22 protein-coding genes are annotated in these 18,826 nt (G+C 42.4%); 10 read left to right on the top strand and 12 right to left on the bottom strand.

The window, feature by feature from the left end; translation table 11 throughout:
- Position 1 precedes the first annotated feature (1 nt).
- From CP948_RS07770 to CP948_RS07785, 4 genes are read right to left on the bottom strand one after another with little or no spacing between them, the layout of a single operon-like run.
- On the bottom strand, positions 2-244 hold the full coding sequence (locus CP948_RS07770; RefSeq protein ID WP_096603082.1) for a sulfurtransferase TusB: 243 nt from the start codon (positions 242-244) through the stop codon (positions 2-4).
- On the bottom strand, positions 238-582 hold the full coding sequence (locus CP948_RS07775; protein WP_096603084.1) for a DsrE family protein: 345 nt from the start codon (positions 580-582) through the stop codon (positions 238-240). Before CP948_RS07775 ends, CP948_RS07770 begins: the two co-directional genes overlap by 7 nt.
- Positions 583-584: 2 nt before the next feature.
- The gene (locus CP948_RS07780; RefSeq protein WP_096603086.1) at positions 585-887 is read right to left on the bottom strand and encodes a DsrE family protein; all 303 of its coding nucleotides are present in this window, start codon (positions 885-887) and stop codon (positions 585-587) included.
- Entirely contained in the window at positions 884-1,117 is a 234-nt protein-coding gene (locus tag CP948_RS07785) for a sulfurtransferase TusA family protein (RefSeq protein ID WP_096603177.1), read from the bottom strand. Before CP948_RS07785 ends, CP948_RS07780 begins: the two co-directional genes overlap by 4 nt.
- Positions 1,118-1,145: 28 nt before the next feature.
- On the opposite strand from CP948_RS07785, the gene CP948_RS07790 reads away from it, so the two are divergent.
- From CP948_RS07790 to CP948_RS07805, 4 genes are read left to right on the top strand one after another with little or no spacing between them, the layout of a single operon-like run.
- The gene (locus CP948_RS07790; protein WP_096603088.1) at positions 1,146-1,343 is read left to right on the top strand and encodes a hypothetical protein; all 198 of its coding nucleotides are present in this window, start codon (positions 1,146-1,148) and stop codon (positions 1,341-1,343) included.
- Entirely contained in the window at positions 1,340-2,743 is a 1,404-nt protein-coding gene (gene lpdA / locus CP948_RS07795; protein WP_096603091.1) for a dihydrolipoyl dehydrogenase, read from the top strand. Before CP948_RS07790 ends, lpdA begins: the two co-directional genes overlap by 4 nt.
- Entirely contained in the window at positions 2,740-4,662 is a 1,923-nt protein-coding gene (locus tag CP948_RS07800; RefSeq protein WP_096603093.1) for a S8 family serine peptidase, read from the top strand. The genes lpdA and CP948_RS07800 overlap by 4 nt, the downstream gene beginning before the upstream one ends.
- A gap of 47 nt (positions 4,663-4,709) precedes the next feature.
- Complete coding sequence (locus CP948_RS07805; RefSeq protein WP_096603095.1) at positions 4,710-5,006, top strand: c-type cytochrome; 297 nt, start codon at positions 4,710-4,712, stop codon at positions 5,004-5,006.
- Positions 5,007-5,020: 14 nt separating this feature from the next.
- Here the strand turns inward: CP948_RS07805 and CP948_RS07810 are convergent, their stop codons facing one another.
- The 8 genes from CP948_RS07810 to atpA all read right to left on the bottom strand — a co-directional run bounded on the left by CP948_RS07810 (position 5,021) and on the right by atpA (position 10,321).
- Entirely contained in the window at positions 5,021-5,362 is a 342-nt protein-coding gene (locus CP948_RS07810; protein ID WP_096603097.1) for a hypothetical protein, read from the bottom strand.
- A complete protein-coding gene (locus tag CP948_RS07815) occupies positions 5,340-6,197 on the bottom strand; it encodes a glycine--tRNA ligase subunit alpha (RefSeq protein WP_096603099.1) in 858 nt (285 codons plus the stop codon). The genes CP948_RS07810 and CP948_RS07815 overlap by 23 nt, the downstream gene beginning before the upstream one ends.
- A gap of 96 nt (positions 6,198-6,293) precedes the next feature.
- Entirely contained in the window at positions 6,294-6,833 is a 540-nt protein-coding gene (locus CP948_RS07820) for a pilus assembly FimT family protein (protein WP_096603101.1), read from the bottom strand.
- Positions 6,793-7,080 (bottom strand): type II secretion system protein, encoded by a 288-nt coding sequence (locus CP948_RS07825; RefSeq protein WP_096603103.1) that lies wholly within the window; start codon positions 7,078-7,080, stop codon positions 6,793-6,795. The genes CP948_RS07820 and CP948_RS07825 overlap by 41 nt, the downstream gene beginning before the upstream one ends.
- Positions 7,064-7,465: a type II secretion system major pseudopilin GspG gene (gene gspG, locus CP948_RS07830; RefSeq protein ID WP_096603106.1), complete on the bottom strand. Its 402-nt coding sequence runs from the start codon at positions 7,463-7,465 to the stop codon at positions 7,064-7,066. The genes CP948_RS07825 and gspG overlap by 17 nt, the downstream gene beginning before the upstream one ends.
- A 14-nt stretch (positions 7,466-7,479) precedes the next feature.
- Entirely contained in the window at positions 7,480-7,959 is a 480-nt protein-coding gene (locus CP948_RS07835; protein ID WP_096603109.1) for a tetratricopeptide repeat protein, read from the bottom strand.
- Positions 7,960-8,021: 62 nt separating this feature from the next.
- Positions 8,022-8,813 carry a DUF72 domain-containing protein gene (locus CP948_RS07840; RefSeq protein ID WP_096603111.1) on the bottom strand — a complete coding sequence of 264 codons (792 nt, stop codon included), beginning with the start codon at positions 8,811-8,813 and terminating at the stop codon, positions 8,022-8,024.
- Positions 8,810-10,321 (bottom strand): F0F1 ATP synthase subunit alpha, encoded by a 1,512-nt coding sequence (atpA, locus tag CP948_RS07845; protein WP_096603113.1) that lies wholly within the window; start codon positions 10,319-10,321, stop codon positions 8,810-8,812. Before atpA ends, CP948_RS07840 begins: the two co-directional genes overlap by 4 nt.
- Before the next feature lie 37 nt (positions 10,322-10,358).
- Here atpA and CP948_RS07850 point away from each other — a divergent pair, with 37 nt between their 5' ends.
- The 6 genes from CP948_RS07850 to ilvB all read left to right on the top strand — a co-directional run bounded on the left by CP948_RS07850 (position 10,359) and on the right by ilvB (position 18,816).
- Positions 10,359-11,921, top strand: a complete 1,563-nt coding sequence (locus tag CP948_RS07850) for an AAA family ATPase (protein WP_096603116.1) — start codon at positions 10,359-10,361, stop codon at positions 11,919-11,921.
- A gap of 2 nt (positions 11,922-11,923) precedes the next feature.
- Positions 11,924-14,533, top strand: a complete 2,610-nt coding sequence (gene alaS / locus CP948_RS07855; protein WP_096603118.1) for an alanine--tRNA ligase — start codon at positions 11,924-11,926, stop codon at positions 14,531-14,533.
- A gap of 2 nt (positions 14,534-14,535) precedes the next feature.
- Positions 14,536-14,730: a 50S ribosomal protein L31 gene (rpmE, locus tag CP948_RS07860; RefSeq protein ID WP_096603119.1), complete on the top strand. Its 195-nt coding sequence runs from the start codon at positions 14,536-14,538 to the stop codon at positions 14,728-14,730.
- A complete protein-coding gene (gene prfA, locus CP948_RS07865; protein ID WP_096603121.1) occupies positions 14,730-15,803 on the top strand; it encodes a peptide chain release factor 1 in 1,074 nt (357 codons plus the stop codon). Before rpmE ends, prfA begins: the two co-directional genes overlap by 1 nt.
- A gap of 3 nt (positions 15,804-15,806) precedes the next feature.
- Positions 15,807-16,997, top strand: coding sequence for a cation:proton antiporter (locus CP948_RS07870; RefSeq protein WP_096603123.1), 1,191 nt, complete (start codon positions 15,807-15,809; stop codon positions 16,995-16,997).
- A gap of 64 nt (positions 16,998-17,061) precedes the next feature.
- Positions 17,062-18,816, top strand: a complete 1,755-nt coding sequence (ilvB, locus tag CP948_RS07875) for a biosynthetic-type acetolactate synthase large subunit (protein ID WP_096603125.1) — start codon at positions 17,062-17,064, stop codon at positions 18,814-18,816.
- The last annotated feature ends 10 nt before the right edge of the window (positions 18,817-18,826 follow it).

An 18,826-nucleotide genomic window follows, 5' to 3' on the forward strand; every position in this document is an offset into this window, starting at 1 on the left:
ATCACCACACCACTACCTTTTTTGCCTCTACTATAAGCTGAGCTATCTCTTCGTAGCTTTTGGCTATGCTTTCTGGAACTTTTATTCCCCTTGCCTGAGCGTCCTCCTTGCAGACAAACCACCCCTTTTTGGTAGGAATCCTCAGCACTCCGTCCTGTATAAGTATCACTATGTCCCTCTCTTCGTCAACAAGATCAGAGGAGAAGTCCCCCAGTTTTCTCACAAGCCACAGCGTGTTCACCATACGAAAACAGCCTCCGCGTCCTTTATAAGTTCCTTTATCTCCTCAGAGCTAATAAAGTTTACCTCCTTAACAAAGTCTGACTCTTTTAGTCCCCTCTCTTCTGCTGAAGTGTCCTCCACGAAGAGCTTTACATTAACATAGTCTATGTTTTCAAGTAGCTTTTCAAAGCCTTGTATTTCAAGCTTTTCTGGATGCCAGCGAGTCAAGGAGTAAACGCCATCCTTTATAAAGATAAAGTTAACCTCACTGTTTATACCTATAGCCAGACCTACTCGCAGAGCTTCGTGTGCTTTCCAAGAGAAGGGATCACCTTTTAGCAAAAAAACCACTTTTCTCATCTTCAGTTAAACACTATAACTTTATCATACTCGGGAAGCATTTTTGAAAGGTTGTATGTGGAACTGCTTTCAAAAAAATCCGCATGAGACGAGACACCCCTTTGATGTGCGGAGTGAGCGCAATAAAGAAGTCTCGCTCCCAAATCTTTTAAAATTTTACTTTCTGGTCTAATAAGGTAATACACACCGTTGCCAGAAAAGAACACCGCTACATCACCTCTTTTTGATAGAACTTTAACAAGGTTAATTAGCGTGCTAAAGTCCTTGGCAAAAGGATTGCTAGTCACCACAAAAAGAAACCTCATCTTAACTTTCTCACTATTATCTCCCATTGCCCTTCTCCTATCTGATTAACCGCAAGCACCTCCTGACCCTCTTCTCTCATGCTCTTGGGGACATTTTCCGCTGAAGGCTCATAATCTACTATCACTCTCAGAATCTGTCCTACTTGCATCTGCTCGAGCACGAGCTTGCTTTTAACAAAGGTAAAAGGACAAACATCACCCCTTATGTCCAGTTCTTTATCATACTTCATAAGATTATAATATAACACGGGCGATCCCATGAAAGACTCACGAATAATCAAGTACATCAAGTCCCTGATAAGAAATCACAAATACATGACAACGGAGGACATAATGCTTTTGTTAGAAAGATATTACGGTCTTCCTATAAAGATACCCTCTGTTTATTACAAGTACAGGAAGGTCATAAAAGAGTGCAGAAAGGAAGTTTACAAAGAGCGGAGGAAGAAAAGATGAAGTTTGACCTTGTTATATTAGGAGCAGGTAGTGGTGGATACGAGGCAGCTCTTTATGCACACAGAAGGGGTATGAAGGTAGCTTTAGTGGAACTATCACCCCAAAGCGTGGGGGGGAACTGTCTCAATAAGGGTTGTATACCTTCCAAACACATGAGACACGGAGCTTATCTTTTGGAGAAGTTCCAAAAGATGCATGGCTATGGGATAGTTCCAGGAGGTTTTGAAATTGACATAAAAGGGCTCAAGAGTGGTAGGGAGGAGATCATAAGGAGCATAAGGGAAGGTTTCAAAAAGTTTGCACAGCAGGTGGGTATACCCATATTTTACGGTAGAGGCGTGCTCAAAGACAGAAGGACTGTTTATGTAGAGGGAGAGGATAAAAAGATAAATGCGGACTTTATTTTACTTGCAACGGGTTCTTCTACCACAAAGGTGGGACAGCTATCTCCTGATCACAGGCGCATATACGATACGGACCAAATATGGGACATAGAGGCATTTCCCAAAAGACTACTCATTGTAGGGGGTGGAGCGGTTGGTGTTGAGTTTGCCTACATATTCAGGATGTACGGATCTCAGGTGATGCTTGTGGAGTTAAAAGATAGGCTTCTTCCATCAGATTACATACCCGAGGAGTCCTCAAGATACCTTGCAAGAAAGCTAAAGAAGTTAGGGGTAGATGTGAGGCTAAGGACATCTGTTGAGAATGTTCAAGAAAAAGATGGAGAGCTAAAGGTAATGCTCTCAGATGGCTCTCAGGTAGATGTAGACATAATTCTTTTGGGTGTAGGTAGAAAGCCCAACACGGAAGGCATAGGTCTTGAGGATGTAGGTGTTAAGAAGGATGATAGGGGATTTGTGCTGGTAAACGATTACTGTCAGACTTCTGTGGAAAACATATACGCCTGTGGAGACATAACCTCTCCTCTTATGCTGGCTCACAAAGCCATGTACGAGGGTAGAGTTGCGGTAAGCCACATGCTTGGCGATAGGGACATGAAGAGGAACGACCTTCTAATCCCTAAGATCATATACTCCGCTTACGAAGTTGCCTCTGTAGGGCTCACAGAAGATCAGGCGGAAGAAATGGGCTACTCTCCAAAAGTAGGAGTAGTTTCCTTTATTCCAAACCCTAAGGCTATGGACGATGGAGAAAATGAAGGATTTGTCAGGTTAGTGGTGGATGAAACTACGGGAGATATACTGGGTTGTCATATAGTGGGACCCCATGCAGGAGAGCTTATACATCAAGTAGTCCATGTTATGAAAGCAGGACTAAAGATAGACTTTCTCTCTAAGAGCATATACTCTCACCCTTCATTGTCGGAAGCCATAGGGCAGTCCGCTATGGAGGTTTACTTTGGACCTATATCTTGGGTAAAAGGAGGGAAAACATGAGGAAGTTTCTTGTGCTTTTATTGTGCTTTTTTGCCTTTTCTTACAGTATGGATGTGAAGGTGCTTACAAAGGATGGAAAAGTAAAAGTAATAAACCTTTCTCACTCAGACCTCAAGAGCCTCCAAGAACAAAGAGATATCCTCTATGTAGAGCCACCCAAAAAGCTCAGATTTCTTGACGATGTTAGTAGTAATTCATCTTATGTAGTTTGGGGAAGCGGAAACCAATCCATAATGATAAGCTACAACAAGCCTTTCTTTGGTTACATATTTGGTGCAAGTCTAAGCGGGAACGGATGTAGTCAAGATGGGCTTTTCTTTCAGTGTGCATCTTCAACTACTTTAAATATTAGCTCTGTAGGTTCCTACAGGCTGATTTTGGTAGGTGAGGGTATAAATTCTGAGGACATAGTAGGAGGTGAGAGAAAGTACCTTCTGGGCACTAGGGCAAGCCTTAGCGGAAAAACGGGTAAGGGTGTTGTAATAGGTATAATAGACTCGGGCGTAAACTTCTGCCATCCTGCTTTTAGAAATCCTGACGGGACTACAAGAGTACTTTTTTACAGAGACTATACGGGTATAGAGCTAAACGCCTCGCAGATAAACAGTATGATAAACAACGGTGTTTGCAATTACGATGATGAAGGGCACGGCACTGCGGTGGCTGGTGTGGCAGGTGGCTATTGGGCATCTACTAGATACAACAGTCCAGCAAAGGATGCCAAGTTCATAATATACAAAACCAACCTGCTGGATACAGATGTGATGATGGGGCTTGATTACATAAAATCTAAGACACAAAGCCTTAACATGCCTGCGGTAGTCAACCTGTCCTTAGGAACGCATCTTGATCCCCACGACGGCACTGGACTTTTAGATAGGTACATAGACCAGGTTTCTGGACCTGGCTTTGTAGTAGTAGTTTCTGCCGGGAATGAGGGAAGCGACAGAATACACGCAAGAATTACTTCTTCAAGCGGTAATGTGGGCATAAGCGCATCAAGCGTGGATATAGAAGGATGGTACACAAGAGGTTCCTCTTACAGGGTTCAGGTTTGCGATCAGTCTGGCACAAGCTGTGTGAGCGCAGAGCCAGGTAATATCGCTAACGCACAGGTAGGTACTACTCTCTGCTTTGCTTACATTGATAACACAACTCTTTCCTCACCTCTTAACGGTGATGGCCAGCTTTACATTCAAGTGTCTTGCACAAACCCAACAAACCTTATTCTCAGGCTTACCAGGCTCAGCCCAAGCGGTATTATAGACATGTGGCTTGAAGGAGAAGGTAGATTTACCAACGGTCAGGTAGATGACGGTTTTGGTGGCTTTTCTTATACTGTCTCCTCGCCAGGCACCTCAAAGAGTGCTATAACGGTGGGAGCCATAGGAGCCAACTACATAGGTTCATCTTACTTTGATAACTACGGCCGTATTGCTTTCTTCTCTTCAAGAGGACCAACAAGAGATAATAGGATAAAGCCAGATGTGGTTGCAGATGGATACTTTCAATGCACTGCAAACGCTAACTTTTCTAATACTTCAAACCCAAACCTTTGCGGATCAGTTGGTAGTGGATCTTACTATGTTGCTATGGCAGGCACATCTTTTTCTGCACCTGCGGTAGTATCTTTGATAGCCATGTACATGCAAGATCATCCTTCAGCAGACCCCATTGAGGTGAAAAATTGGCTTACAGGAAATGCCCTTTATGACACAGAAGGGACAGCTCCCAACATAGCTTACGGATACGGTAAGGCTGTGTGGAAGGAAACGCCATCAAGCACAGGCAGTTCAGGAGGCAGTAGTGGAGGTGGATGCTCTATGGTGAGCTCTGGTTCGCCTGTGAGCTTGTTCGCATGGCTTTTGATTCTTGTTGTTGCGCTACTCAGAAAGAGGTTTTTCATCTTTGTTTCATGAAAGCGAGTGTATTATAATATTACGAACACTTTAAAAGGAGGTGTAGTATGAAGAAGCTTCTGCTGGTGGCAGTAGCAGGACTTGTGGGTCTGTCTTTTGCTAACGAACAGCTTGCAAAGCAAAAGGGCTGTTTTGCATGCCACGACATCAAGGCTAAGAAGGTAGGACCCGCTTATGTAGACGTAGCTAAGAAGTATGCAGGAAAGAAGGACGCTGTTGATTATCTTGCCAAAAAGATAAAACAGGGTGGTTCGGGTGTTTGGGGTTCTGTACCCATGCCTCCTCAGAATGTAACAGACGCAGAAGCCAAACAACTTGCTCAGTGGGTGCTTTCTGTAAAATGATCTTTATGGGGGCACTATGCCCCCTCTATGGGATTACACCTGTTTATATTTCCAAAACACTTAGGACACAGGTCAAAGAAGACCAAAAGTCCCAAGCCTCCCAACATCATATTTATTTGTGTTATCACTAAGTTTTCTTGTCTTTCTGGTAGTATCTGGTACTTTTCCAAAAGAGCTCCACACATAGTTTTCCCTTCCTCATCTCCCAGTTTGTGAAACTGAAAGACCAGTCTGTTGGTTCTTCTGCACTTCATCCACTTGGGATTTAGGTCAAGGATCACAAAGTTGATCTGCACATTTTTATCTACAAGCTGTGCCTTCTGCAGGAGTTTTTCAAACTTTTCCTTTTCCGTCATATATTTCAAGATAGAGTCTTGCTACCTCTCTGGCAAGGTTATTCATCCTCCTTATGTACCTTGCCCTTTCCTGAACGGAGATGACTCCTCTGGCATCAAGTAGGTTAAAGGTATGGGAGCATTTCAGAAGATAATCATAAGCGGGAAGTACTAACTGTTCTGATAAAAGTCTCTTTACCTCACTTTCGTAAATGTCGTAGAGTTTAAAAAGTACCTCAGGTTCTGACTTTTCAAAGTTATAAAGACTCCATTCGTACTCAGCTTTTTTAAATACATCACCATAAGTGAGCCACTGGTTCCACTTTATTTCAAAAACACTTTCCACATCCTGCAGATACATAGCTATTCTTTCAAGTCCATAAGTGATCTCTACAGATATCTCCTCAAGGTCAAGCCCACCCGCCTGTTGAAAGTAAGTAAACTGGGTAATTTCCATACCATCAAGCCAGACCTCCCAACCAAGCCCCCAAGCTCCTAAGGTGGGAGACTCCCAGTCATCTTCTACAAATCGTATGTCGTGCTCTGATGGATCTATGCCCAAGGCTCTTAGACTCTCTAAGAATAATTCTTGTGGGTCCTCTGGGGAAGGTTTTAGGACGACCTGAAACTGAAAGTAGTGCTGAAGTCTGTTAGGATTCTCTCCATACCTGCCATCCTTTGGTCTCCTTGAGGGTTCTACATAGGCAACATTCCACCTTCCGGGACCTAAAACCTTCAAAAAGGTAGCAGGGTTCATAGTCCCAGCACCCGTTTCTATATCGTAAGGTTGCCACACAGCGCACCCCTTTTGAGCCCAAAACCTGTGAAGGTTCATAACTACGTCCTGAAAGTACATAAGGGTTATTATAACTTTAGTTCTTGGTATGATGTCTCCACTTATTATAGGTTTTCATGAGGTCATCTCTGTTTGTTTCAAGTTTGAGAGAAAGGTTCAAGAATCTCTCTGAGAGCTTAAGGTTTTTATAAAAAGCTCGTGGCTGTTTAGTTTTACATAAACTACTTGCGGTATGCCTTGGAAGGAATCAATGAACTGTCCTTTGTCGTAAGCTTTTACATAAAAAGTATCGAACCTCCCAAGTTTTATAAGTTTGTCCTCTTCGTAAAACCTTATGTCTCCGTAAGGGTATGGAAACTCGTAGTAGTAGAGAGTTTTATCTTTGTATATGTAAGCGCACTTGACCACTCCTTCGTAGTAGTCTCCCACAGAGGTAATCATAAACAGTTTGTCCTTTTCCATATAAAGGGTTTTTGCTGACAAAACCTTTCGTTGTATGTCCAGAAGCAGATTCGCTTCTTGCTTGAGTTTTTCACTATCTGCTAAAAGGTTTGTGGAGTTTGTCAAGAAAGAGTAAAAGCTGTAAGAGAGAACACCAAAAAGTATGCCAACGAGCATGAGAACAATTAATACTTCCAAAAGGGTAAAGCCCTTTTTATCTTTTAGGAGTGTAGATGTAGATCTGCGCTTTTCCATAAGAGTATGTAGTCTCCTCTATTTGTGGATAATCTTTAAGAGGTTCTTTTTTGACTTCAAGGTTCTCTTTTTGATTAAGTATGAGCTTGTTGTTCAAAATGAGCATGTCTGTAAATAACAGCTGTGATTCGTAGTAGTTCTTCCTTGCGTTTGAAAGCAGGTCAAACAGAACACTGAAAAATACGCCTAAAAGTACTGTTGCAACGAGCACTTCCAAAAGGGTAAAGCCTTTAGAGTTTCCACACATCTATGTCATCATCTGTACCATCTTTACCATCTGGACCCATAGATTTTAGCTCGTAGGGATGTCCTACACCTGGTGAGAGGTATATAAAGTCCCTGTCCCAGCCATCTTTGGGCACTTTATCCAAGTATTGCCTCCACCTTTGTGGTATGGGTGGTGTTGTAGGTTTTTCCACAAGAGCCTTTAGTCCTTGTTCAGTGGTTGGATAGAATCCGTTATCTATCTTGTACTGTTCAAGGGCATCTTTTATAGCCTTCATCTGGATCTTTGTAGTTTCTATCTTGGCTTCTTCTACTCTTCCTGTGATCCTCGGCACCACTATAGCAGCAAGCAAGCCAAGAATTACTATAACTACCAAAAGTTCTATGAGTGTAAAACCCTTTCTCATAAAAAACTATTTTATCAGTTGAGCATGGCAAGAATCTGGTGTTTTAATAGGTGTGCAGGTTTGTAATCTGGTGCAAGTCTTATAACATTTTCAAGCTCATCTAAGGCATCTTTAAACTTACCCATGGCAAGGTAAACACGTGCCAAGTTCATGTGGGGATAGTGTCTTGGTTCGTAATTTCTTGCGGTTATGGCCCTTTTGAGCCAAGGGATAGCTTCTTCGTACCTGCCCAGCGCTATAAGATAAGACCCTATGTCGTTGTAAGGGTTTCCCAAGTCAGGGTCTAACTCTATGGCTTGTTTGCAAAGTTCTATAGCTTTTTCGTAATCCCCCAACATGCTGTAAGCCCATCCAAGGAAGGTATAAGCTATGGCAGTAGGATACATCTCTATGGACTGCTCGTATAACTCTATTGCTTTTTTGATATCCCCCATCATGTGATAAGCGTACGCTTTGTTAAAAAGTTCTTGCGCATCCTTCCTGAGGTCTTCCATAGGAGCTCACCTCCTTCTACTTAATATAATCCTTTTAGAAATGTTGACAATATATCACTAAACTATTCCCACTCCCTATCTCTATAAAAGTCCTCCATCTTCTTAGGAATAGATACTTGCAAGCCAAAGAGCATTTTCATCTGCAGTGCATTATAAACAGCCTGTCCTTTAGCGGTATTGTTAAAAAATACATAGGTAGGTTTGTCTCCCAACTTCTTTATCTTGCTTTTAATTTTTTTTAGCTCTTCAAGAGAATAAAGGTAGTCATAAGGTTTCAGCGGATCTCTTCCGTGAAGTCTTACATAATTTATATCACCTGCAGACACCCACGGTCCTACTAAAAACTTGCTGTCTTTTGGTGCGTCCGTATTAACAAGTGAAAAACCCTGCTCCTCAAGAAAGCTATAAAAGTCTGCACTCCTAAAGCTTTTACTTCTTACTTCAATGACCTTCTGTACGCCTCTAAAATCTTTAGAGAGTTTTATTAGATACTCTAAACTTTCTTCCCTTCGGTGAAAACTCTCGGGAAACTGGAAAAGTATGGCTATAAACCTGTCCTCTTCAAGCAATGGCTCTATACTGTAAAGGAACTTCTTAGCATCTTGGCTTGTGTAGTTTCTTGTATGGGTAAAGGTTCTGTGAGCTTTTACAGAAAACTTCAACTCTTTTGTCCTTAATATGAGGCTCTTTATGGTCCCTCTGCTGGGAAAAGAGTAAAAAGAGAAGTTTAGTTCTACTACATGAAAAAATTTAGAATAGTAGACTATAAACTCCTCTTTTTTCAAAGTAGGGGGATAAAACACCCCCCTCCACTCTTCGTAAGAAAAGCCACTACATCCCACATAAACCTTCAAGGTATGAACTTAGATTTGAAGTCTTTAAGAGCATTCTCTATCTTTCTTTTGAGGTCATCATCTAAAGCCTTTTTCTCCTTTATATCTTTGAGTACATCTGGCCTCTCTCTGTCCAAGTAGGCGTAAAGTTCTTTTTCAAACTTTCTCACGGCCTCAACGGGTATGTCATCAAGATATCCATTTGTGCCTGCATATATGGCTACTATCTGTTTCTCCACAGGTATCGGACTGTAGGGTTCCTGTTTGAGAAGTTCTACGAGCCTGAGTCCCCTGTTTATGGTTTGTTGGGTTGCTTTGTCAAGTTCAGAAGCGAACTGTACGAAAGCTTCTAACTCTCTGAACTGAGCAAGATCAAGCCTAAGAGTACCTGCTACTTGTTTCATAGCCTTTATCTGCGCTGCACCTCCTACACGAGAAACGGAAAGGCCTACATTTATGGCAGGTCTCACACCCTTGTTAAAAAGGTCTGGCTCTAAGTATATCTGTCCATCCGTTATGGATATAACGTTGGTAGGAATGTATGCTGCCACGTCTCCCGCTTTTGTCTCTATTATGGGAAGAGCAGTCAGTGAGCCTGCTCCAAGTTCGTCGTTTAGTTTAGCAGCGCGCTCCAAAAGCCTTGAGTGCAAATAAAACACATCTCCAGGGTATGCCTCTCTTCCGGGGGGTCTTCTCATAAGAAGGGAAAGCTGTCTGTAAGCTTCTGCGTGTTTTGAGAGGTCATCGTATATAACAAGGGCGTGTCTTCCTGTGTCTCTGAAGTACTCACCTATGGTACATCCTACAAAGGGGGCAAGATACTGCAAAGATGCTGGGTCTGTTGCAGAAGCTACCACCACGCATGTGTATTCCATAGCTCCATGCTTTTCAAGAAGTTCTATGATCCTTGCGGTAGTTGAACGCTTCTGTCCTACAGCTACATATATACAATAAACATCCGTATCCTTTTGGTTAAGTATAGTATCTATACATACAGTGGTCTTTCCAGTTGACCTATCACCTATAATGAGCTCACGCTGTCCTCTTCCTATGGGGATCATGGCGTCTATGGCTTTTATACCTGTTTGAAGGGGTTCGTGAACAGACTTTCTTTTGACTACACCGGGCGCTATCTTCTCAACTGGTGATCTATATTCGTACTTTATGGGACCCTTTCCGTCAAGAGGGTTTCCAAGAGGGTCTATAACTCTGCCTATGAGTCCTTCACCTACAGGGGCATCAAGTATCCTTCCAGTCCTTTTTACTATAGAACCTTCTCTTATACCGCTTTCACTTCCAAGGATTATGATACCCACATTGTCCTCTTCTAAGTTAAAAGCAAGACCCATAACTCCACTATCAAACTCTACAAGCTCGTTTGCCATCACATGATCAAGTCCGTAAGCTCTTGCAACACCATCACCCACATAGTAAACTACTCCTATCTCTTCCATCTTGGCGCTTGCTTCGAAACCTTTTATATGTTCTCTCAGAAGTTGCAAAGCCTCTTCGTAGGTAAGTGTTGCCATAATAAACCTCCTTGTATAACTTTATAAAAATTATACCATGCTGATCCGTATAAGCTTAGAGGATTTTTTTCTAATAAAGGACCAAGAGGTAGAGTTTGAAAAGGGTCTGAATGTGATCACTGGTGAGTCTGGCACAGGGAAGTCTCTAACGGTGTCATCTCTACTTTTCCTCATGGGTCAGCAAAATGAGTATCCAGAAGGAACAGCGGTTGAGGTGGAATTTTTCAAAGATGGAGAGCACATTGTTGTCAGGAGGGAGATAAAGAAGGGTAGAAGCAGGTATTATCTGAACGGTGTGGGAAGCGTGCAAAAGGTAGTAAAGGACATAGTTTCTCAGATGGTGCTCCTTCAAGGACAGAACGACAGGCTAAAGATCCTCAGAAGAGACTTTCAAAGGGATACCTACGATAGGTTTTCGCAAGTGATGGAGCTAAGGAAAGAGTACGAAGTGCTTTACTCAAAACTTGAAGAACTCAAAGAAAAGCTAATGGATTGGACCCAAAGACAGCGTGAAAGAGCCATTAGGCTACAGATCCTGCGTGAGGAGCTAAGAGACATACAGAGCGTTGGGCTAACCGCTCAGGAGTATGAAAACATAAAAGAAAGACTAAGCATGCTAAGCAGTATGGAAAAGATAAACACGCTTGTAGGGCGCGCTCTGTCTAATTTTGTGGAAGGTGGGCTTATAGACAAACTGCTTGACCTGAAAAAAACCGTTGCACAGCTGTCCCTTTACGATAAATCTCTTGAATCCTTTGTAAGAAGCGTAGAAGGTATGGTGGAAGAACTGAGATATTTAGAACGCACCCTTCGTACCAAACTTCTTGATCTGGACTCTCAAGAGATAAACAGGCTTAACGAGAAGGTCTATGAGGTACAAAAACTTGAAAGACGCTACGGTATGAACTACTCAGAAATACTTAAATACGCAAAAAGCCTGCAATCCCAGATAAAAAGCTTAGAGGAAGAGGAAGACAAAAGCCTTTTAGAAGAGCAAATCCTGGAACTTACAGAAAAGTTGAAACATTTAGGCCAAATACTATCAGAGAGGAGGCTCTCTTATAAAGATGCCTTTGAAAGTAAGGTAATGGAAACACTCAAAGACATAGGTTTAGAAAAGGCGGTTTTTAAGGTGAACTTTATATCCCAAGAGGGAAGATACGGAAGTGAGGACATAGAGTTCCTCTTTTCATCTTACGGCAGAGATGAAAAACCCTTAGAGGAGGTAGCCTCTGGGGGAGAGGTTTCAAGATTAGCTCTTTCTCTGTTTCTTTTGTCTCCATCTACAGAGACTTATGTGCTTGATGAGATAGACACGGGTATAAGCGGAGAAGCGTCTGTAAAGCTTGCAAGATTGCTCAGAAAGCTCTCCGAAAGCATGCAAATCATAGTAATAACCCACTCTCCTGCTATAGCGAGCGCTTCTCACAGACATATTCTGACTAAAAAAGAATTTATAGGCAACATGGCTTTTGTAAGGATAGAAGAGTTAAAAGGCGAAGACAGGATAAAAGAAATAGCCCGTCTAATGGGTATAGTTTCAGAAAAAACCGTAGAGAGCGCAAAAGAGCTGATACGGGAAGTAGTTTATAATTTATAGCCATGTTTTCCACTGACGAGATAAGAGAACTGTTTCTTAGCTTTTTTGAGAAGAGAGGGCACACAAGAGTAAGAAGTGCTCCGTTAGTACCTGAGTCTGACCCCACACTCCTTTTTGTGAACGCAGGCATGGTGCCTTTCAAAAATGTCTTCTTGGGTATAGAAAAAAGACCCTATACAAGAGCTGTGTCTTGTCAGAAGTGTTTGCGCGTTTCTGGAAAGCACAACGACCTTGAGAGTGTAGGTTATACTTCCAGACATCACACCTTTTTTGAGATGTTGGGCAACTTCTCTTTTGGAGATTACTTTAAGAAGACAGCTATAGAGTACGCATGGGAGTTTGTGACAGAACATCTCAAACTACCAAAGGAAAAACTCTACATAACAGTATTCAAAGATGACGAAGAAGCCTACAGAATATGGACAGACCACATAGGTCTGCCAGAAGATCACGTATGGAAGATGGGTGAGGAGGATAACTTCTGGCAAATGGGAGAAACAGGTCCTTGTGGTCCCTCTTCGGAGATACACTACGATAGAGGCGAAGGTGAAGGCGGTGAGAGGTATCTGGAGATATGGAATCTCGTCTTCATGCAGTACAATAAAGATGAGAAGGGAAATCTAACGCCCCTTCCTAAGCCTAACATAGATACAGGAATGGGACTTGAGCGTATAGCCAGTGTACTACAGGGGACCAAAACCAATTACGAAATAGACATTATAAGACCTCTTATAGCTTTTGGGGAAGAGCTATCTTCAAAAACCTACGGTGAGAGTTTTGAGACAGATGTGGCATTAAGAGTTATAGCGGACCATCTTAGGGCTATCACCTTTGCCATATCTGACGGTGTTCTGCCTTCTAACATAGGCAGGGGATATGTTATAAGAAGAATTTTAAGAAGGGCTTTAAGGTATGGCTACAAACTTGGCATACAAGAACCTTTTATGCACAAGGGTGTAGATCTGGTCGTAAGTATTATGAAAAGAGCTTATCCAGAACTTGAGCAGAGCGCAGACTATGTGAAAGGTGTTGTAAAAGCGGAAGAAGAAAGGTTTATACACACTCTCAAAAACGCCATGCCAGTGGTGGAAGAGATTATGGAAAAATCCATACAAGACCGTGTTCTGAAGGGTTCCGATGTTTTCTCCCTGTATGATACTTACGGCTTCCCTTTAGACATGCTTGAAGATATGGCAAAAGAACGAGGTCTCGTCATAGATATGGAAGGCTTTAAGAAGGAAATGCAGGTGCAAAGAGAGAAGGCAAGAAAACACTTCAAGATATCTTCCAAAGAGGTAAAACCCATCTATCAGCATCTTAAGGATCTGGGCAAAACCTCCAGATTCGTGGGCTACAGTCAGCAGTCTACCATTAGTAGGGTCATAGCCATAGTCAAAAAAGACGAGCTGGTATCAGAGCTTAAAGAAGGTGAGGAGGGAGAGATCCTTCTTGCGGAAACACCCTTTTACCCAGAGGGAGGAGGACAAGTAGGTGATAGAGGACTCATAAAGGGAGAGAGCTCTTATTTTGTAGTAGATGATACCCAATCACCTGTTGAAGGAGTAATCTTACACATAGGAAAGGTGATAAAGGGAAGTATAAAGGTTTCAGACGAAGTTTATGCCAGTATTGATGTGGAGAGGAGGGAAGATATAAGAAGAAATCACACTGCTACGCACCTTCTTCACGCTGTGCTCAGGCAAACCATAGGTGAGCATGTGCGTCAGGCTGGTTCTTTGGTAAGCGATCAGTACCTCCGATTTGATTTTACTCACTACGAAGCTTTAAGTTGGGAACAGATCGCCCTCATAGAAGAAAAGGTAAACGAACACATACGCAAAAACTACGAGGTAAACATCCAGGAGATGGACTACGAAAAGGCTATAAAAGAAGGCGCTATAGCTATCTTTGAGGAAAAGTACGGCGACAGAGTAAGAGTAATAACGGTAGGTGATGTTTCAAAGGAACTGTGCGGAGGAACTCATGTAGACAGAACAGGAGACATAGGGTATTTCAAGATCATATCAGAGTCTTCTGTGGGTGCCGGAGTAAGAAGGATTATAGCAAGAACGGGAAGATGGGCGGTGAAGCAAGCCTTTGAAGAGCACAAACTTCTTGAGGATCTTAGTGCCACCTTGGGCGCAAGGCAGGAAGAACTTCTTGACGCCGTTGAAAGACTACAAAGGCAGATAAAAGAAAAAGAGAAAGAATTAGCTAAACTAAAGGAACTTCTTTTAAAGGAGAAGATGAAAAGGGAACTCAGGGAGGAAGATGTAAAAGGTATAAAGCTCTATTGGGCTATTTTTGAAGATGTAGACGTTGATGATCTTAGGGGCTCTGCAGATGCCATTAGAAACTCTTGTGGAAACTGTGTAATTTTCTTGGTAAGTAAAAAAGGCGATAAACTCTCTACACTGTTGGCGCTTTCCAAAAATCTTACTAAAAAGCTATCAGCCAAAGAGATGATAAAGGACATAGGAGCTCTGTTAGGAGGTGGTGGAGGTGGAAGAGAAGACTTGGCTCAAGGAGGCGGCACAAAGGTAGAGGCTATAAGCAAGGCTGTTGATAGACTAAAAGAACTGATATATAATAGCACCTTTGCGGAGGTATAACAATGAAAAAGGGTATTCATCCAGAGCTAAAACCCACAACTTTCGTGTGTGGATGTGGAAACACTTTCACTTTGCTTTCCACAAAGGGTGGTACTGTTTATCTTGAAACTTGCAACATGTGCCATCCTTTCTATACAGGTAAGCTTAGAATAAAACCTTATTATCTTGAGCTTACAGGAAGTGCAAAAGAGGAGTGATGCTTCCTCCAGAGTTAGAAAAAAAGTTAGAAGCTTTAGAGAAGAAGTACGAAGAGATTCAAAATAAACTGACCTCTCAGGAAGTGCTTCAGGACAGAAGGGAGTTTGCAAAGCTCAGTAAAGAAATAAAGGACATAAGGGAAGTTGTAGAAACCTACAGGAAATACAAAAAGATACAGAAGGACCTGGAAGATGCTAAAGAACTTCTAAAATCTGAGGAGTTTGAAAAACTGGCTAAGGAAGAGATAAAGAGGTTAGAAAAGGAGGCGGAGGAAACAGAAAGGCGTTTAAGAGTGCTTATGCTACCAAAGGATGAAAGGGATGAAAAGAATGTGATCATAGAGATAAGGGCGGGAGTAGGTGGTGAAGAAGCTGCTCTTTTCGTAGCAGACTTACTTAACATGTACCAAAAGTATGCGGAAGAGAAGGGGTGGAAGTTCACCATACTTAGTGCCAACAGAACTGGGCTTGGCGGATACAAAGAAGTCATAGCGCTTGTAGAAGGGCAAGGAGCTTATTCAAGGCTCAAATACGAAAGCGGGGTACACAGAGTCCAAAGGATACCTCGTACCGAATCAGGAGGAAGAATACACACATCTACTGCAACTGTGGCAGTTCTTCCTGAGGTGGACGAAACGGAGCTTGAAATAAACCCACAGGACCTTAAGATAGAAACCTTTAGGGCAAGTGGTGCAGGAGGGCAGTATGTGAACACAACAGAGACCGCGGTCCGGGTAACTCACATACCTACAGGTATAACAGTTGTCTGCCAAGATGAGAGGTCCCAGTTTCAAAACAAGCAAAAAGCTCTAAAGATACTCTATGCAAGGCTCAAAGACTACTACGAAAGACAAAAGGAGGAAGAGATAGCCAAAGAAAGGAAAACACAGGTAGGTACAGGGGAAAGAAGTGAGAAAATAAGAACATACAACTTTCCACAGGGCAGGGTGACAGACCACAGGATAAATCTTACTCTTTACAAACTAAGCGATATACTTGAAGGAAAGCTTGACGAAATAATAGAAGCTCTAATACAGCATGACATAGACGAAAAGCTCAAGGTTCAGGTGTAAACTATGGACCTTCACACAGTTTTTCTTCATCTTGCGCTAATTCTTTTTCTTGGTCGCATCGTGGGAGATACTTTTTCCAGACTTGGCATACCTTCAGTTATAGGCGAGATACTCGTAGGGATACTTTTAGGCAAAAGTGCGTTGGGTATCATAGAGCCTAACGAGATTATAAAACTTCTTGCAGAGATAGGCGTGATACTTTTGCTTTTTAATGTGGGTTTGGAAGCTGACTTACAGAGGCTAAAACAGGTAGGTATTTTTGCCTTTCTTGTTGCCTTTGTAGGAGCTTTTTTACCTATGGCTCTAGGAACCATCATCTCTTATTACTTTTTAAACCTTCCTCTACTGACCAGTCTTTTCATAGGGGGAACACTAACCGCAACCAGCATAGGTATAACCGTAAAAGTGCTTGAAGAACTTGGTAAGATGAAGGAACGGTTTGCTCAGATAGTGCTTGGTGCTGCGGTGCTTGATGATGTATTAGGTGTGGTTCTCCTTGCAGGACTTTACGAGTTCTCAAAAGGAGGTGTAGTAAAACTTGATGCTACAACCACACTGATGCTTTACATAACCACATTTTTTATACTTTCTCCCATACTTGCGCAAACATTGGCAAAGATTATACAGACTTTATCGGTGTTTCTTCGTACAGAAGACTTTATACCACCTGCAGTATTATCCCTTATCTTCCTCTTTGCCTTTTTGGCACATAAAGTAGGCTCTCCAGAGATACTGGGAGCTTTTACCGCAGGCCTTGCTCTCTCAAGAAGTTTCTCTTTACCTTTTGCTCTTCTTCCAAAAACTGATGAGAAATTGACTCACAAAATAGAGCAGACCATCACACCCTTGGTGTGGATACTAACACCCATATTTTTCGTCTATGTGGGACTTGAGATGAACCTAAGAGTCATAAACCTTAGCTCTTATATGTTTTGGCTTATGTCTTTCCTTATACTTATGGTAGCAGTTGCAGGTAAAGTCCTTAGTGGTTTTATAGTCAAGGGAAGTTTAAGGGAAAGGCTTCTTGTAGGATTTTCCATGCTACCCAGAGGTGAGGTGGGTCTTATATTCGCAGAGCTTGGAAGGAAGTCTGGCGCTTTTGATCCACTTGTTTATGCCATGACAGTATTTGTGATAGGAATAACCACCTTCCTTTCCCCTGTTGCCCTCAAGGTTTTACTGAGAATTTCTTAAACCCATCTTCACAAAAGTTTTATATTTTATACTTTTATATTTCCGAAAAAGTGGAGGTTTCGTTATGACAAGGAAAGGAGCGGACATAGTTATAGAAGTTCTGAAAGAGGAAGGTGTTGAGTACATATTTGGACACCCCGGTGGTGCCATAATGGAGGTCTACGATGCTCTCTACAGAGACGGAGGCATAAAGCACATACTTACAAGGCATGAACAGGGCGCAGGACACATGGCAGAAGGTTACGCAAAAGCTACAGGAAAAGTAGGTGTTGCCATGTCCACATCAGGTCCGGGTGCCACCAATTTGGTGACCGCAATAGCAGATGCTTATATGGACTCTGTTCCGGTGGTTTTTATCACAGGACAGGTGCCTACGCATCTTATAGGAAACGATGCCTTTCAGGAGGTGGATATAGTAGGTATCACAAGACCCATAACTAAGCATAACTTTTTAGTAAAGAGGATAGAGGACCTTCCTTTGATACTGCGCCAAGCCTTTTACATAGCAAGGACAGGAAGACCAGGACCAGTGCTTGTAGATATACCCAAAGACATCACCCAAAAGCTCTCTGATGTAAAAATTCCCTCCTTAGATGAAGTAAAGAACTCTCTGCCAGGCTACAAACCCCACACAGAAGGTAATCCCCAACAGATAAAGAAAGCAGCAAAGCTCATCATGTCCGCAAAAAGACCCGTTCTCTATGTGGGAGGTGGTGCGGTTCATTCAGAGGCTCAAAAAGAACTTGTGGAGCTCGCAGAGCTTATGAAAATACCCGTTACTACCACCAACATGGGCAAGGGTGCTTTCCCAGAGCTACATCCTCTGGCACTTCACATGCTTGGTATGCACGGCACATACTACGCTAACATGGCGGTTTATAACTGTGATCTTCTTATTGCGGTGGGTGCAAGGTTTGATGACAGAGTCACAGGAAAAATAGAGGAGTTTGCTCCTCAGGCGAGTATCATACACATAGACATAGACCCTGCATCCATATCCAAGAACATAGTGGTGGATGTTCCCATAGTAGGTGATGTGAAGGTAGTCCTCAGAAAGCTCATTGAAGAGATAAAAAAAGAAGGTGCCAAGATCCTATTCCCAGAAGAGAGACAAAAGTGGATAGAGCAGATAGAAAAGTGGAAAAAGCTACACCCCCTCACTTACAGAAACTCTGATAAAGTCATAAAACCCCAGTATGTTATTGAAGAAATATGGAAAGCTACCAAAGGAGATGCCATTATAGCCACAGGCGTGGGACAGCATCAGATGTGGGCTGCCATGTTCTACAAGTATTCATTCCCAAGACAGTTTATAAACTCGGGTGGTTTGGGAACTATGGGTTTTGGTCTTCCTGCAGGTATAGGTGCTAAGATAGGAAGACCAGAAAAAGAGGTTTTTGTGATAGACGGTGATGGTTCTTTTATGATGACTATGCAGGAGCTCATAACTGCGGTGCAGTACAAAGTGCCTGTAAAGATAGCTATAATAAATAACGGATACTTGGGGATGGTACGTCAGTGGCAGGAACTTTTTTACGAAAAGCGCTATTCAGAAGTAGACCTTAGCATACAACCTGATTTTGTAAAACTTGCAGAAGCATGCGGTGCGGTAGGCTTTAGGGCGGAAAAACCCAAGGAAGTGAGAGAGATAATTGAGGAAGCTATGAAGATCCAAGACAAACCTGTACTTCTTGACTTTCATGTAGACAGAGAAGAAAATGTCCTTCCTATGGTTCCGGCGGGCAAGTCTTACAGGGAGATGATCCTCGAAGATGGGAAGAAGAGCGTTGATGCAGACACCATGTACCTTGTAGGGTAAGGAGGTATCT

Origin of the sequence: Hydrogenobacter hydrogenophilus (assembly GCF_900215655.1) — a bacterium.
GTDB classification, from domain to species: domain Bacteria; phylum Aquificota; class Aquificia; order Aquificales; family Aquificaceae; genus Hydrogenobacter; species Hydrogenobacter hydrogenophilus.